This window comes from Streptomyces polyasparticus, from assembly GCF_014493765.1.
In the GTDB taxonomy this organism is placed as follows: Bacteria; Actinomycetota; Actinomycetes; order Streptomycetales; family Streptomycetaceae; genus Streptomyces; species Streptomyces polyasparticus.
In genome coordinates this window covers 451,743-467,323 of the sequence record NZ_JACTVJ010000007.1, presented here as the reverse complement: position 1 = coordinate 467,323, position 15,581 = coordinate 451,743, and the positions used below count along the sequence as shown (strand labels likewise).

At 71.8% G+C, this 15,581-nt stretch carries 12 protein-coding genes; 3 read left to right on the top strand and 9 right to left on the bottom strand.

Features of this window, described 5'->3' with window-relative positions:
• Positions 1–104: 104 nt before the first annotated feature.
• Both H9Y04_RS17730 and H9Y04_RS17725 read right to left on the bottom strand, forming a co-directional pair.
• Entirely contained in the window at positions 105–758 is a 654-nt protein-coding gene (locus H9Y04_RS17730; RefSeq protein WP_187814837.1) for a dihydrofolate reductase family protein, read from the bottom strand.
• Between the two features lie 278 nt (positions 759–1,036).
• Positions 1,037–1,831, bottom strand: coding sequence for a PepSY domain-containing protein (locus H9Y04_RS17725; protein ID WP_187814836.1), 795 nt, complete (start codon positions 1,829–1,831; stop codon positions 1,037–1,039).
• A gap of 257 nt (positions 1,832–2,088) precedes the next feature.
• Between H9Y04_RS17725 and H9Y04_RS17720 the strand changes: the two genes are divergently transcribed.
• Positions 2,089–3,300 (top strand): lipase family protein, encoded by a 1,212-nt coding sequence (locus tag H9Y04_RS17720; RefSeq protein ID WP_236070947.1) that lies wholly within the window; start codon positions 2,089–2,091, stop codon positions 3,298–3,300.
• Positions 3,301–3,488: 188 nt separating this feature from the next.
• Here H9Y04_RS17720 and H9Y04_RS17715 read toward each other — a convergent pair whose 3' ends face one another.
• The 5 genes from H9Y04_RS17715 to H9Y04_RS17695 all read right to left on the bottom strand — a co-directional run bounded on the left by H9Y04_RS17715 (position 3,489) and on the right by H9Y04_RS17695 (position 9,922).
• Positions 3,489–4,211: a potassium-transporting ATPase subunit C gene (locus H9Y04_RS17715; protein WP_187814835.1), complete on the bottom strand. Its 723-nt coding sequence runs from the start codon at positions 4,209–4,211 to the stop codon at positions 3,489–3,491.
• Between the two features lie 2 nt (positions 4,212–4,213).
• Positions 4,214–6,325, bottom strand: coding sequence for a potassium-transporting ATPase subunit KdpB (gene kdpB / locus H9Y04_RS17710; RefSeq protein ID WP_187814834.1), 2,112 nt, complete (start codon positions 6,323–6,325; stop codon positions 4,214–4,216).
• A complete protein-coding gene (kdpA, locus tag H9Y04_RS17705; RefSeq protein ID WP_187814833.1) occupies positions 6,322–7,986 on the bottom strand; it encodes a potassium-transporting ATPase subunit KdpA in 1,665 nt (554 codons plus the stop codon). The genes kdpB and kdpA overlap by 4 nt, the downstream gene beginning before the upstream one ends.
• A gap of 9 nt (positions 7,987–7,995) precedes the next feature.
• A complete protein-coding gene (kdpF, locus tag H9Y04_RS17700; protein WP_187814832.1) occupies positions 7,996–8,085 on the bottom strand; it encodes a K(+)-transporting ATPase subunit F in 90 nt (29 codons plus the stop codon).
• 565 nt (positions 8,086–8,650) lie between these two features.
• Entirely contained in the window at positions 8,651–9,922 is a 1,272-nt protein-coding gene (locus H9Y04_RS17695; RefSeq protein WP_187814831.1) for a cytochrome P450, read from the bottom strand.
• A 178-nt stretch (positions 9,923–10,100) separates the two neighbouring features.
• Between H9Y04_RS17695 and H9Y04_RS17690 the strand changes: the two genes are divergently transcribed.
• A complete protein-coding gene (locus tag H9Y04_RS17690) occupies positions 10,101–10,526 on the top strand; it encodes a hypothetical protein (RefSeq protein WP_187814830.1) in 426 nt (141 codons plus the stop codon).
• 585 nt (positions 10,527–11,111) lie between these two features.
• Here the strand turns inward: H9Y04_RS17690 and H9Y04_RS17685 are convergent.
• On the bottom strand, positions 11,112–11,921 hold the full coding sequence (locus H9Y04_RS17685) for a class I SAM-dependent methyltransferase (RefSeq protein ID WP_187814829.1): 810 nt from the start codon (positions 11,919–11,921) through the stop codon (positions 11,112–11,114).
• Positions 11,922–12,058: 137 nt separating this feature from the next.
• Here H9Y04_RS17685 and H9Y04_RS17680 point away from each other — a divergent pair, with 137 nt between their 5' ends.
• Entirely contained in the window at positions 12,059–15,142 is a 3,084-nt protein-coding gene (locus tag H9Y04_RS17680; RefSeq protein ID WP_187814828.1) for an AfsR/SARP family transcriptional regulator, read from the top strand.
• Here H9Y04_RS17680 and H9Y04_RS17675 read toward each other — a convergent pair.
• Positions 15,048–15,527, bottom strand: a complete 480-nt coding sequence (locus H9Y04_RS17675; RefSeq protein WP_187814827.1) for a hemerythrin domain-containing protein — start codon at positions 15,525–15,527, stop codon at positions 15,048–15,050. The genes H9Y04_RS17680 and H9Y04_RS17675 overlap by 95 nt on opposite strands.
• Between the last annotated feature and the right edge of the window lie 54 nt (positions 15,528–15,581).

Below are 15,581 nucleotides of genomic sequence, written 5' to 3'. Positions count from 1 at the left end.
CACGGCTGGGAGCGCGAGTTCGTTTCTCGTCCCCCGCTCCATGACGAGGGCCCAGGTCATTGACCCGGGCCCCTTCGTTGTCTCCGCGCTGTGCCGTGTTGGGGCTACCGCACCACGCGATACGTGACATGCGTGACAAGGCTGGCCGCGCGGGATTCCAGTTGTTGGAGGTTCAGGGGCGGGACGTCCTCGAACAGGCGCGTGCCGGCGCCGAGTGTGAACGGGACGAAGTGCAGGCGGAGTTCGTCGACCAGGCCGGCGGTGAGGTACTGGTTGATGGTGGTCGCGCCGCCCAGGATGCAGACGTCGCCGTCGCCCGCCGCCTTGCGGGCCTGGTCGAGGGCCGCGGCGAGGCCTTCGGTGACGAAGTGGTACGTGGTGCCGCCGTCCATCGGCTGCGGGTCGCGGGCGTGGTGGGTGAGGACGAACACCGGGGCGTGGAAGGGCGGATTGTCGCCCCACCAGCCGTTCCACGGGCGGTCCCACGTGCCGCGTACGGGGCCGAACATGTTGCGCCCCATGATGAACGCGTCCGCGGCGAGCACCCGCGCGACCTCGTCCTGGTTCTCCTCGGGGGTGTCGAACATCCAGGCGTGCAGCTTGTCGCCCGTGCCGTCGCCGCCGTCCTCGCCGAAGGGGCGCTTCTCTGTCTGGTCGAGTCCGGCGGAGTACCCGTCGGCGGTGAGGGTGATGTCGCAGACGACCTTGCCCGTACGGGCGTTCCCTTCGCTCGTCGAATCGTTCGTCGAATCGCTCATCGCGCTCTCCTTGTTCCGTTGCACGGTTCGAAGGATCGGGGCATACGAAGGATCGGGGCATTCGAAGGATCAGGACACCAGCATGGCATCGGCGGCGTGGCCGCGGAGGGTGGAAGCCGGGGCGTCCGGCTCGCGGACGGCAAAAGGCAAGGGAATCAAGGGAATCAAGGGAAAGGGGACGGTCAGGCGTGCGGCCCCTCGGCCGTGCCCGACGCGTCCCCTCGGTATCCGGCAAGCGTGTTCTGCGTTCCGGCAGAATCCGCCCGACGCGGTGGGCGTCAGTCGTCGTTCTTGTCGTCGCGGTCATCGCGGTCGTCGGCACGGTCGTCCGCGTCGTCGCGGTCGTCGCGGTCGTCGGCACGGTCGTCCGCGTCGTCGCGGTCGTCGCGGTCGTCGGCACGGTCGTCCGCGTCGTCGCGGTCGTCGCGGTCGTCGCGGTCGTCGCGGTCGTCCAGCTCCTCGGTGATACGGGACGTCTTCAGGTCCACGTTCCAGTCGCTGTCCTTGCCCTTGGCGTCCGTGGTCTCCACGTCCCAGGCCTCGGCGCCGCGGTCGTCGTCGCCGTCGAGGTCGACCGAGGTCACGAAGCCCTTGGCGGAGGCGATCTCCGCGGCCTGCTTCGCGGAGACCGAGGAGCCCTTCAGGGCGGCGCGGGCCTCGCGGGCGTCGTCATCGTCGTCGCGGTCGGTCTCCTTGGCGAGGATCTTGCCGGTCTTGGAGTCGACCTTGATCTCGTACCAGGTGGAGCCCGAGCCGAGGACCTCGACGGACCAGTCGCGGTCGGAGTCGTCGTCCTCCAGGTCGGCGGAGACCGCGGTGCCGGCCTGGGCCTTCAGGGCGGCGTCTATCGCCTGGGCGGCGGTGAGCTTCGAGGCCGCGGCGGCCGGGGTGCCGGAGTCCTTCGAGACCGTGGCCGTACCGGAAGAGCGGCGGTCGTCGTCGCGGGCCTCGTTCGCGGCGGAGGCCGTGCTGTCGGTGCTCGTGTCGGTGCCCGTGGCGAAGGCGTAGGCACTGCCGCCCGCGACCAGGGTGGCGACCGCGACGCCGGCGATGACGATGTTGCTGCGCTTCATGGGATCCGATCCTCCGTGGTGAGGCTGGCGCCTCTTAGTGCCTGTCGTGCGTTCGTTGCGATGACCTAAAGGTGCCTGGGCGAGGCTGAAGAGAAGCTGAAACGACCTGAAAGATCCTTCAGGTACGCAGTACGCACGACACGCTCCCAATGCCCGGGTTTGCCCGATCACTGCCGCCAGGATGAGCGCCGCCGAAGAGGCGCGGAGGCGGCGCGGAGAACGCGCGCTCCGAAGGACCGAGGGAGCGTGGGATGCGGATGAGCGGGATGCGGACGAGAGGGACGCGGACGAGAGGGTCGGCCCGGGCGCGTACGGCCCGTACGTATACGGCGATGGCGCTGGCCGGGGCGCTCGCCCTGGGGGCGGGAGCGCCGGCGGGCAGCGCGCAGGAGCGGCCCGCGGCGCGGCCCGGGGATGTGGTGAGTGCGGAGCCGGCCGCGTACGGGCTGCTGCCGGGGCTCCTGACGAAGAAGACCGAGGGCTGGCGGATCACCTACCGCTCGACCGGCGCGACCGGGAAGTCGAATGTCGTCTCGGGCGCGGTGATCGTGCCGAAGGACGGCCGCAAGGGGCCCCGGCCGCTGGTCGTGTTCGCGCCCGGCACCGTCGGCATCGCGGACAAGTGCGCCTCGTCGAAGGGACGCCTTTCCGCCGTCTCACTGCTCTTCGACCGCGGGCTGCGCAAGGGCTGGGGATTCGTGATGACGGATTACGAGGGCCTCGGCACGCCGGGCGATCACACCTACCTCGTCGGGCGCTCCGAGGGCCAGGCGGTGCTCGACGCGGCCCGTGCGGCCCAACGGCTGCCCGAGGCGCGGAAGTTGGGTGTCAACGAGCGGTCCGACGTGGGCATCGTCGGCTACTCACAGGGCGGGCACGCCGCCGCCTGGGCGGCCGAGCTGCACCGTCCGTACGCGCCCGAGCTGAAGGTGCGGGGCACGGCGGCCGGCGGTGTGCCGGCGAACCTGCAGCGGGCCTTCGCGCACAACGACGGCAAGGGCGGCGCGGGGTTCGCGATGATGGCGGCGGTCGGGCATGACGCCGCGTATCCCGGTCTCGGTCTGGACCGGGCGCTCACCAAGGAGGGCAGGCGTCTGGCGAAGCTGACCCGGAGCAGCTGCTCGGGCGAGATCCTCGACGCGATGGAAGGCCGCCGGATGCAGACGCTCGTCTCCCCGAAGGCCGCACCCGGCGGGCGGCTCTTCGAGCGGGCGGACTGGCGGGCCCGGCTGACCGCCTCGGACCCGGGCCGGGCGGTCCCCGACCATCCCGTGCTGCTCTTCCAGGGCACGTCCGACGAGCTGATTCCGTACGAGGACGCCGTCCGTCTGCACCGCACGTGGTCGCGCACGAATCCCGATGTCACCCTGCACAAGGTGCCGTTCGGGACCCATGGGTCGACCGTGCTCTTCGCGGTCGGGCCGGTCATGAAGTGGATGACGCAGCGGCTGGTGCAGGGGCCGGCCTAGCGGGTGGGGGTGCGGGTGGGGGTGCGGCCCCGGTGGCCTGCGGCGGGCCTTTTCCCCCACCCCGCCCCTTCCCGAAACCGGGGCTTCGCCCCGGACCCCGGCATCCGAACTTCGTTCGGATCTGCTCAAACGCCGCAGGGGCTGAAAGATCTCCTCAAACGCCGCAGGGGCTGAATCACCGCACCTGATCAGCCCGTCAACTCCTTGAGTGCCAGATTGAGTTCAAGGACGTTCACCCGCGGCTCGCCCAGGAAGCCCAGGGTGCGGCCCTCCGTGTGGGCCGAGACCAGGTGCTCGACCTCGGAGACCGGGATGCCGTTCCTCTCGGCCACCCGGTGGACCTGCAGCTCCGCGTACTCCGGGGAGATGTGCGGGTCCAGGCCCGAGCCGGAGGACGTGACCGCGTCCGGGGGGATCTGTGCGGCGTCGACCTTGTAGCCCGGGACCGAGTTGTCCTTGACGACGGCCGCCTCGGCGTCCATGACCTGGGCGCACAGCGTGCCCTCGGCGGGCTTCGCCGGGCAGTAGGCCTTGCCGGTCTTCGGGTCGTGCTCCGCGCCGTCCTCGCCCGAGCGGTTGGTCGCGCCGGAGAGGATCAGCCGGTACTGGGTGTTGACCGAGTTGGCGCCCAGGCCGTTGGACGGGCGGGGCTGGAACCACTTGAGGTCGGGGGACGGGGTCTGTTCGCCCTTCTTCAGGGGCAGGTTGTACGTCTGGCCGATCAGCGAGGAGCCGACGACCTTGCCGTCCGCGTCCTTGATCTCGGAGCCGTTCGCCTGGTGGGAGAAGAGGCCCTGGGCCACGCCCGTGATCGCGAGCGGGTAGAGCACGCCGGTGACGACGGTCAGGACGAGGAGGGCGCGGAGTGCGGCGCCCAGCAGGCGCGCGGTGCTTCCGAGAGAGGTGTTCATGGTCAGTGACCGATTCCGGGGAGGAGGGAGAGGAGGAGGTCGATCAGTTTGATGCCGATGAAGGGGGCGATCAGGCCGCCGAGGCCGTAGATGCCGAGGTTGCGGCGGAGCATCCTGTCGGCGCTGGTCGGCTTGTACTGGACGCCCTTCAGGGCGAGCGGCACCAGCGCGATGATGATCAGCGCGTTGAAGATGACGGCCGAGAGGATCGCCGACTCCGGCGAGGTCAGCCGCATGATGTTGAGCGCGTCGAGCTGCGGGTAGGCCACCGCGAACATCGCGGGGATGATCGCGAAGTACTTCGCCACGTCGTTGGCGATGGAGAAGGTGGTCAACGACCCACGGGTGATGAGGAGTTGCTTGCCGATCTCCACGATCTCGATGAGCTTGGTCGGGTTGGAGTCGAGGTCGACCATGTTCCCGGCTTCCTTGGCCGCGGACGTACCGGTGTTCATGGCCACGCCGACATCGGCCTGCGCGAGCGCGGGGGCGTCGTTCGTGCCGTCGCCCGTCATCGCGACCAGCTTGCCGCCGGCCTGCTCGCGCTTGATCAGCGCCATCTTGTCCTCGGGAGTGGCCTCCGCGAGGAAGTCGTCCACGCCCGCCTCCTCGGCGATGGCCTTCGCGGTCAGCGGGTTGTCGCCCGTGATCATGACCGTCTTGATGCCCATACGGCGCAGCTCGTCGAAGCGCTCCCGCATGCCCTCCTTCACCACGTCCTTGAGGTGGATGACGCCCAACACGCGGGCGCCGTCCGCATCTTCGACCGCGACGAGGAGGGGCGTACCGCCGGATTCGCTGATCCTGTACGAGAGGTCGGAGGCGTCGTCCGCGACCGTGCCGCCCCGTTCGTTGACCCAGGCGATGACCGAACCGGTGGCGCCCTTGCGGACCTTGCGGCCGTCCACGTCGACGCCGGACATCCGGGTCTGGGCGGTGAACGGGACCCACTCGGCACCCGTCAACTCGCCCTGGTGGCGCTCGCGCAGGCCGTACTTCTCCTTGGCGAGGACGACGATGGAGCGGCCCTCGGGGGTCTCGTCGGCGAGCGAGGAGAGCTGGACGGCGTCCGCGACCTCGGCGGCGGTGGTGCCGCGTACCGGCACGAACTCGGCGGCCTGGCGGTTGCCGAGCGTGATGGTGCCGGTCTTGTCCAGGAGCAGGGTCGACACGTCACCGGCGGCCTCTACGGCCCGGCCGGACATGGCCAGGACATTGCGCTGGACCAGGCGGTCCATGCCCGCGATGCCGATCGCGGAGAGCAGGGCGCCGATCGTGGTCGGGATCAGGCAGACCAGGAGTGCGGTGAGCACGATCATCGAGGTCTGCTTGTCGGCGCCCGCGTAGATCGCGAAGGGCTTCAGGGTGACGACGGCGAGCAGGAAGACGATGGTCAGAGAGGCCAGCAGGATGTTGAGGGCGATCTCGTTGGGGGTCTTCTGGCGGGCCGCGCCCTCGACCAGGTTGATCATGCGGTCGATGAAAGTCTCGCCCGGCTTCGTCGTGATCTTGATGACGATGCGGTCGGAGAGCACCTTCGTACCGCCGGTGACCGCGCTGCGGTCGCCGCCCGACTCCCGGATGACCGGGGCCGATTCACCGGTGATCGCCGATTCGTCCACGGAGGCCACGCCCTCGACGACGTCACCGTCGCCGGGGATGATGTCGCCCGCCTCGCAGACGACGAGGTCGCCGATCCGCAGGTCCGTACCCGGGACGCTCTCTTCCGACGTACCCGTGAGGCGCCGGGCCACCGTGTCCGTCTTCGCCTTGCGCAGGGTGTCCGCCTGCGCCTTGCCGCGGCCCTCGGCCACGGCCTCGGCGAGGTTGGCGAAGACCACGGTCAGCCACAGCCAGACCGTGATGACCCAGCCGAACCAGTCGCCGGGGTTGGTCACCGCGAGCGCGGTGGTGACCAGCGAACCGATCAACACCACGAACATGACAGGGGACTTGACCATCACCCGCGGATGCAGCTTGCGCACCGCGTCCGGCAGCGACTTGAGCAGCTGCTTCGGGTCGAAGAGACCGCCGCCGACCTTGCCGGACTCCTTCGCCGGAGGCGGAGTGTCCTGCTGGGGAGCGCGAGCGGGAAGTGTGTCGTGGAGCGTCATGACGCCAGCCCTTCGGCGAGCGGGCCCAGGGCCAGGGCCGGGAAGTAGGTGAGTCCGGTGATGATCAGGATCGTGCCGATCAACAGGCCGGTGAAGAGCGGCTTTTCGGTACGGAGGGTGCCGGCGGAGGCCGGAATCGGCTTCTGCTCGGCCAGCGAACCGGCCAGCGCGAGGACGAACACCATCGGCAGGAAGCGGCCGAGCAGCATCGCGAGTCCGGTGGTGGTGTTGAACCACTGGGTGTCCGCGTTGAGGCCGGCGAAGGCCGAGCCGTTGTTGTTCCCGGCCGAGGTGTAGGCGTACAGGATCTCGGAGAAGCCGTGGGCGCCCGAGTTGGTCATCGAGTGGGCGGGCGTGGAGAGCGCCATCGCGGCGGCGGTGAAGCCGAGGACGAGCGCCGGGGTGACGAGGATGTAGCAGGCCGCGAACTTGATCTCGCGGGTGCCGATCTTCTTGCCCAGGTACTCCGGGGTGCGGCCGACCATCAGGCCCGCGATGAACACCGCGATGATCGCCATGATCAGCATGCCGTAGAGGCCGGAGCCCACACCGCCGGGGGCGATCTCGCCGAGCTGCATGCCCAGCATGTCGATGCCGCCGCCGAAGCCCGTATTGGAGGAGTGGAAGGAGTTCACGGCGCCCGTGGAAGTGAGCGTCGTCGACACCGAGAAGATCGCCGAGCCCGCGATGCCGAAGCGGGTCTCCTTGCCCTCCATCGCGCCGCCCGCCAGCTGGAACGCCGGTCCGTGGCCCGCGAATTCGGTCCACATCATCAGGCCGATGAAGGCCAGCCAGATGCCGGCCATCGTGGCGAGGATCGCGTAGCCCTGCTTGACCGAGCCGACCATCCTGCCGAAGGTGCGGGTCAGCGAGAACGGGATCAGGAGGATGAGGAAGATCTCGAAGAGGTTCGAGAAAGCGTTGGGGTTCTCGAAGGGGTGGGCGGAGTTGGCGTTGAAGTAGCCGCCGCCGTTGGTGCCCAGCTCCTTGATGACCTCCTGGGAGGCGACCGCGCCGCCGTTCCACTGCTGGTGGCCGCCCATGAACTGGCCGACCTCGTGGATGCCGGAGAAGTTCTGGATCACTCCGCAGGCGACCAGGATGATCGCGCCAATGATGGACAGCGGGATCAGGATGCGGACCGTGCCGCGCACCAAGTCGGCCCAGAAGTTGCCCAGTTCACCGGTGCGGGAGCGGGCGAAGCCGCGGACGAGCGCCACCGCCACGGCGATCCCCACGGCCGCCGAGACGAAGTTCTGCACCGCGAGACCGCCGGTCTGTACGACGTGGCCCATGGCCTGTTCGCCGTAGTAAGACTGCCAGTTGGTGTTGGAGACGAAGGACGCGGCCGTGTTGAACGCCTGGTCCGGGTCGATCGACTTGAAGCCGAGGGAGCCGGGGAGGCTGCCCTGGAGCCGCTGCAGTCCGAAGAGGAAGAGGACGCCGACGGCGGAGAAGGCGAGGACCCCGCGCAGGTACGCCGTCCAGCGCATCTCGGCGTCGGGGTTGGCGCCGATGGCCTTGTAGATCCACTTCTCGACGCGCAGATGCTTGTCCGAGGAGTAGACCCGCGCCATGTAGTCGCCCAGGGGGCGGTAGGCGAGCGCCAGGGCCGCGATGAGCGCGAGCAGCTGGAGCAGGCCGGCGAGTGCGGAACTCATATCCGGTACCTAGAACCTCTCCGGCTTGATGAGGGCGAGGACCAGGTATCCGAGGAGGGCGGCGGCGACGATCAGGCCGACGACGTTTTCGGCGCTCACAGCTTTGCCACCCCCTTGGCTATGAGGGCCACCAGCGCGAACACCGCGAGTGTGGTGACGACGAAGGCCACGTCGGCCATCGCATGCTCCTGAGTGAGGTGCGGGATTGAACGGACCTTCCGAGGAAAGCGCGGTTTCCGCCCTCGACAGCTTCCGTTGACGTCTCCCATACGCGGGGCAGGGTGGCCTTGACGGGGTGTTGACGTGCATTGATGCGGCCTTGACGGGGGTTTATGCGGCGCTGACGGGTGCCTGGCGGCCGGGCGGGGCCGGCCCCCTGCCGCGAGGCGCCTCCCCGTTCCGGTGCCGTCACCACTCCCGGTTCCGGTGCCGTCACCACTTCCCGCGCGGAACCCGCACCCTGGCCCCCAGCGCCCGCGCGAACGCGGAGGTGAAACCGGGGGTCAGCGGCGGTCAGTCGGCTGTCGCTTCGTGGCAGTGGGGGCAGATCGCGGAGGGATGCGGGACGGACCCGCGACGAAGACCGTGCGGCCCGTGATCACCTCGACCTCGCCGCAGGGCTCGGCACCGGGGTCCTCATTGCCCGCGCGCCAGTCCCACGAAGTCAGGCAGTGGCGGACCGGGCGGGCTCGGGGGCGTGGATCTCCTGGATACGGAAGCCGCTGGGGAGGTGGGCCGGGATGCGGCGCAGGGAGATGCGGAGGTTCTGGGGTGGGACCTCGTAGTCGAGGGAGGCCAGGCGGGGGGCCAGGGTGCTGAGGAGGGCGATCACCACGTCCTCGCCGGGGCAGCGGTGGCCGGTGGACGGGTCGGCGCCGCCCTGGGGGACCAGCAGGTCGGGGTCGACGGTCCGGCCGAGGAAGCGGGTCGGGTCGAAGGCGGTGGGGTGCTCCCAGAGGCCCGGGTCGTGCAGCTGGCCGAAGACGTCGAGCAGGACGGTGCGCCCGGCCGGGATGCTCTCGCCGTGCCAGAGCAGATCGGCGGCCGCGTGCCCGCCGAGGAACGGGACGAACGGATAGAACCGCCGGACCTCGTGGGCGAAGGCCACCGCGTACTCGGGTCCTGACTCCCGTAGGGCGGTGCGCACTTCGGGGCGGTGGTGCAAGGCGTGGGCCGCGAAGGCCAGGAACCAGGCGACGGCCGCCGTCGGGCGGAGCAGATTGATCAGTTCGACGGCGGCGGTCCGCGCGGACAGCCGGGCGCCGTCCTCGTCGGTGTGGTGGGCCACGGCGTGCAGCGGGGTGTCCTCGGGCGCCTTCGTGCGGCCCGCGCGGACGTCCTCGATCAGGGCCGCCATGCGCGCCTCGGTGCGCTTGCGGGCGGCGCGGGCGCGGCGCCAGGCGAGCGGCCCTGCGGTGCCGAAGCCGTCGACCATGGCGATGAGGTCGGCGGCGAGGGCGTCGGCGCTCTTCCCGGACTCCGGCGGCAGGCCACACCAGGTGCTCGCGGCGCGGGTCAGGATGCGCGCCGCCTCGTCGAAGAGGGTCACCGTACGGCCGTCGCGCGACCAGTCCGCCACGGCCTCGCCCCACTGCTCGGCGGCGAGCCGCGTGAGGTCGACGATGTGGTCGGGATCGTGCAGGACCTTCGTGAACAGGGCCTTGCGGGAACGGTGTTCGGGACCGTCCAGCGTATGCACCGCACCCTGCCCGAAGAGCGTGGCGAGCACCGGATCGGGGATCGCCCCGGCCCGCAGCACATGCCGCTCGTCGTAGAACCAGCGGACCGCTTCGGGCCCGCTCACCACCACGACCGGCCGCCCGAGCAGCCGGGTGCGCACCGGTGTGTCCGGCCGCGCCCGTCGGCGCAGGGCGGGCAGCCAGGCATAGCCCCTGGCGGCCAGGGCGAAAGTGCTGTCCGGTGCGGTGAGTTCCATAGGGAGCGGGTTGCCGGGGTTCGTACGCCGAAACCATCCGAACCATCCGAAGTCGTACGGGCGGATCGGCCACCACGCGCCCCAGCAGCCGCTCCCGACTCAGCCGCCCCACTGGTCGGGTCAACCTCACCCGCACGAAGGAATGCACGAAGGGTGAGGGTGAAATTACTGTGTGTATATGTCAGTTCACGGACAGTACGGGCTGTACGGGCAGTACGGGCAGTACGGACGGCAGAGGCTCGCGATGCGAGCCGTCGTCTCGGTCTGCCTGGGGCTGCTGCTGTTCGTGGGCGGCGCGCAGCCGGCCGCCGTGGCGGGTTCCGTGGAGCAGACCGCAGAGGCGGCCGCGCCCTCCGCGCCGGAGTTCGCGGGGCGCGGCGGGGCCGAGTCCGAGCGGGTGCCGGCCGAGTCGCCGGCGGCCACGACGGTCCGTACGGCCGGGGCCGCGCGCGCATCCGTCCCGTGGTCCGTCCGCCGGGCGACGGGCGCACCGGTCACGGCCGCCCAGACCGGGTCCTCGCACCGGGGCGCCGCGTCCTCAACTCCCGTAACCCTTCCCGATCTTGCTGCCGGGCGGGCACACCATACGGCGCTGCGCTGCTGAGAGACGCCCCCCATCGGCACGTCCGACCTCGCCGCGTCCGACCTCGCCGTGTCTCGCGTCCCGTGTCCCGCGTCCCGCCTCTCCCCCTCGCCTTTCCGCGTCCCGCCCCTCCGCCCCGAGTCCCGCCTCGCCCCGACCCAACCCCCAACACCTCCGCAGCAAAGGCGGTTCCGCCATGCCCATCGACCCGCATCGCGCCCTGTCGGCCTACATGCGCGCCCAGTCCTACACCGTCCCGCCCCAACGGCCCCGCCGGCCGGCGCCGGAGGTGCGGGAGGCCTACCCGGGCGCTCCGGACCCCGCGCCGGCCCCGGCCCCGGCGCCCTCCCCCCTGCACGCCGAGGCCGCAGCCAGCCCCGCCCCCGTCCCTGCCCCCGCCCCTGCCCCTGTCCCCGCACCCATCCCCGCCTCCGCTCCCGCCCCCGCCCCCCGTCACCTCAGAGCAGGCCTGCTCACCCGCCTCATCAGGGTCTGCCGAAGAGGCCCAGCCCTACGGTGAGTTGACCGCCCCCAGAGCCGACAGTCCCCAACCCCAGCCCCCAGCCCCAGCCCCCAACCCCCACCCCCAAGCAGCCCACCTCCCCTTCAGGCCGCCCTCCGCCCCCGTACCAGCACGAACTGGTAGAACCACGCCCGGAATCCCGGGTCCAGCATCAGCTCGCCGTACCGGTCGAGCTCCTCCTGCGTGAGCCCCTCCGCCAGGAGCAGCGGCGTGGCCTGCAGTACGTAGTTGCGGTGGAGGCGGCACGCCGGGGTGCCGCCTTCCCCCGTGCGCGAGAACTCCTCGCTGTACACCTCCACCAGGCCCGCCTCCGCCAGCGCACCGTCCGCCTCATGGGCCCACTCCCAGGAGACCCCGCGGGCCGGGGTCAGGACGGTGTGCGCGACGTGCTGTACGCGCTCGAACAGGGCGCGGTCCTCGGCGCGGGGCGCCGCAAGGACCCGGTTCGGGCGGGCGCCCATCTCGCCCAGGACCAGATGGCCGCCGGGCGCCAGTGCCTGCGCCAGCATCCGTACGAGAGCCCGGCGTTGCGGCAGATGCATCAGCAGGAGGCGGGCGTGGATCAGGTGGTACGGGCCCGGGGCCGGCAGCCCGTCGCGTACGTCGTGGCGGTGCACCTCGACGGCCGGCGGCAGATCCCGGAGCCGGTCGGTCGCCAGATCCACCGCCACCACGCGGCCGTCGGGGCCGACACGGGCAGCGAGCCCCCGGGTCACCGAGCCGCCGCCCGCGCCGAGGTCGAGGGCCCGCTGCCCGGGCGCGAGCGGTACGCCGTCGAGGAAGCGGAAGGTCGTCTCGTCGAGCAGCTCCTCCAGAAGGGCGAGCTGCCGGCCGCCCAGGTCGGTGTCGGAGTCGAACATGTAGTGCGCGGCACGCGCGGTCTGCTGAGTCATGAACGCAAGCCTGGTGAAGGTGACTTACGTACGGCTTTCATCCGAACGCCGCGGGATGTAAGAGAGTGGAGAGTGACCGGAGCGCGCCGCGACGATCCGTCCGAAGGGGCCGGGTCGGGGGACTCGGGTGGGAGTGGATGCAGTTCGCGATTCTGGGGCCGGTGCGCTGGCGCAAGGACGAGGACGGTGCGGACCAGCCCGCGGGGCCGCTGCGGCGCGGTCTGCTCGCGCTGCTCGTCGCGCGGCACGGCACCCCCGTCCCGGCCGGCACTCTGCTCGACGCCCTGTGGGGCGAACCGCCCACGCCCGGCTCGCTGCGCCGGCTCCAGGTGCAGATCCACCGGCTGCGGGCCACCCTCGACGCGCCCGGCCGCCTCGAGTTCACCTCCGGTGGCTACGTACTGCACGTAGCGGAAGGGGAGTTGGACGCCGACCGGTTCGCCGCGCTGGTGGCGCGGGCCGGCCGGCACGGCCCCGAGCGGGCGGCCGCGACGCTGCGGGAAGCGCTGGCGCTGTGGCGGGGCACGCCGTTCCTCGGGGTCGAGCTGCCCGCACTCGCCCCGGAAATCCAGCGGCTCGACGAGCAACAGCTCGTGGCGTACGAGGAGTTGTACGAGGCCGAGGTGCGCTGCGGCCGGTCCGCTTCCGCCGTGCCGGAGCTGACGGAACTGGCGCGGCGGCATCCGCTGCGGGAACGGCTGCAGGCGCTCCTGGTGACGGCGCTCGGCGCGAGCGGGCGCCAGGCGGACGCGCTGGCGGCGTACCGCCGTGCGCGGAGTGTGCTGGTGGCCGAGCTCGGCCTCGAACCCGGCAGGGAGCTGCGGGAGGCCGAGCGCCGGATCCTCGCGGGCGAGCCGCAGGAGTCCGCCGCACGCCGCCATGTGCACCCCGCACCCGCCCAACTCCCCCACCCACCAGCCGGTTTCATCGGCCGCGACACGGAACTGGCCCACCTCGACGGTCTGGTCGGCGACGACCCCCCGCTCATCGCCTGCCTCGCCGGAACCGCCGGAGTCGGCAAGACCGCGCTTGCCGTGGCCTGGGGGCACCGGGCCGCACACCGTTTCCCCGACGGCCAGCTCTACGTGGATCTGCGGGGGTACGGGCCGGGGCGGCCGGTGCCGTCCGGTGACGCGCTCGCCGCGTTCCTGCGGGCGCTCGGCGTGGACGGCGCCGTGGTCCCGGCCGCTACCGAGGAACGGGCCGCGCTGTTCCGTTCGCTCGTCGCCCCCAAACGGCTGCTCGTCCTGCTCGACAACGCCCGCAGCGCCGAACAGGTACGGCCCCTGCTGCCCGGCGGCAAGGACTGCCGCACCCTCGTGACCAGCCGCGACACCCTCGCCGGACTCTCCGTACGCGAGGGGGCCCACCGGATCGACCTCGGCCGGCTCACCGCCGAGGAGGCGCGGCGGCTGCTCGGCGGACTCACCGCGGCCGAACCCGGGGCCGCCGCCGAACTCATCGATCTGTGCGCCCGGTTGCCGCTCGCGCTGCGCATCGCCGCCGAGCGGCTGCGGGCACAGCCGGCCGGCACCGTCGCCGCGCTCGTCGCCGAACTCACCGACGAGCGCGCCCGCCTCGATCTGCTCGACGCCGGCGATCCGCACGCCTCGGTCCGTACCGCGCTCGCCGCCTCGTACCACCATCTCGAACCGGCGGCGGCCCGGCTGTTCCGGCTGCTCGGGCTGTATCCCGGCGAGGACATCGGAGCGGCCGCGGCCGCTGCCCTGGCCGGGTGCAACGCCCGGCGGCCGCTCGACGCGCTGCTGCGGGCGAACCTCGTCGAGGAGCCCGCCGCGGGCCGCTACCGGATGCACGACCTGCTGCGGACCTACGCCGCCGAGCTCGCACAGAGCGCCGAGACACCGCGGGAGCGCGAGGCCGCCCGCACCCGGCTGTTCGCGCACGCGGCGGGGACGGCGGCGTGGGCGGCCCAACTGATCGATCCGCTGGAGGTGTTGCCCGACCGGCGGCCCGACGGTGCACCGGCCGACTACCCAGCCGCGCTGCGCCACTTGGACACCGAGCGCGCCAATCTGATCCGTATCGCCGAGTCCGCAGCCGACCACGGCCCCGAGGGCATCACCCGCGCGCTCTCCCTCGCCCTGTGCTGGTACCTGGACCTCGGCCTGCACCACGACGACGGACTACGCCTGCACCACCGCGCCCTCGACGTCGCCACCCGGCGCGGCGATGTGACCGGGCAGGGCGCGGCGCTCAGGGCGATCGGGATGGCGGAGTACCGGCTGCAGCGCCACGAGGACTGCGTGGCGCACATGGAACGGGCCCTGTCCCTGCACGAAGTCACCGGCGAACGGCTGCTCCTCGCCTCGTCGGCGGGCAACTTGGGCGCGGTGCACGGCTATCTCGGACACGGCGAGCGGGCCGAGCAGCTGCTGCGGCGTTCGGCCGCGCTCTACCGCGAGCTCGGCCGGGACGTCCTCGCCTACCGGCCGCTGCTCCATCTCGGCCTGCTGCTTCGCCGCCGGCAGCGGCCCGACGAGGCCGAGGGACCGCTGCGCGCGGCGCTGCGGCTGACCGCTGACCATCCGCCCGCGCAGGCCCACACCCTGTTCGGGCTCGCCGCGCTGTGCCGGGACACCGGGCGGCACGACGAAGCGCTGGGATACGCGCGGCGGGCCGTCGCCCTGGCGCGCGAGGCGGGTTTCCCCTATCTGGAAGGGCTCGCGCTCAACCGGCTCGGCAGCGTGTGCCGGCACCTCGGGCGGTACGCGGAGGCGCTGCGGCATCAGCGGGCCGCGCTCGACCTCGCCGTCCGCACGTACAACCGTCCGCTGCGGTCGATGGCGCACAACGGCGCGGGCGAAACCCATCTCGCGGCCGGTGCGCCCGCCCAGGCCGAGCGCTGCCACAGCGCGGCCCTCGACGGTCCCGCGTACGAGCGGGCGCGGGCGCACGCGGGGCTGGCTGCCGTCTGCGAACAGCTCGGCGCACGGGGCGAGGCGGGCGCGCACCGGGCCCGGGCGCTGGCGCTGTACGAGGAGTTGCGGGCGCCGGAGGCGGAGCGGCTCAGGGGGCGGGAGGCCGAAGGGTTCAGAGGGCGGGAGGACGAGCGGCTCAGGGGGCGGGAGGCCGAAGGGTTCAGAGGGCGGGAGGACGAGCGGCTCAGGGGGCGGAGTCCCCGGGATGGGGCCGGTCCGGGTGCGCCTGACGCCACGCCTCCATCGACAGATTCCAGTCCTCCCCCGAAAGCGCCGTGAGCGACGCCGGGAACAGGCCGTCCTCCTCCTTGGCGATATGCAGATGCAGTTCGCCGATCGCCTCGCGCAGCTTGCGCACATCGGCCGGGTCGGCCAGGTCGAGCGCGGGCAGCAGGGCGGCGAGCTCGCGGTGCTCGCGTTCGAGGGCGGCGATGTAGTCCGCGTACTCGGGGTCCTCGCGCATCACGCGGAACAGGCCGTTCTCCTCGCCGGCCCAGTGCGCGGTGAGCTCCCGCGCCATGACGCCGACGAGCTCGCGCGCCCGCTCCGCATCGCCCCGATCGAGCGCGCGGCCCGCGTCGCCCGCCGCGTCGGTGACGCGCTCGTGCTCGGCGATGAACTCCTTGATCAGCGGAATGTCCCGGCAACCGCAGTAGTGGCACATGGTCTCTGTGTACGTCGTGGAGGCGGGCGGACGGGGAAACGACAGGCCGACTGT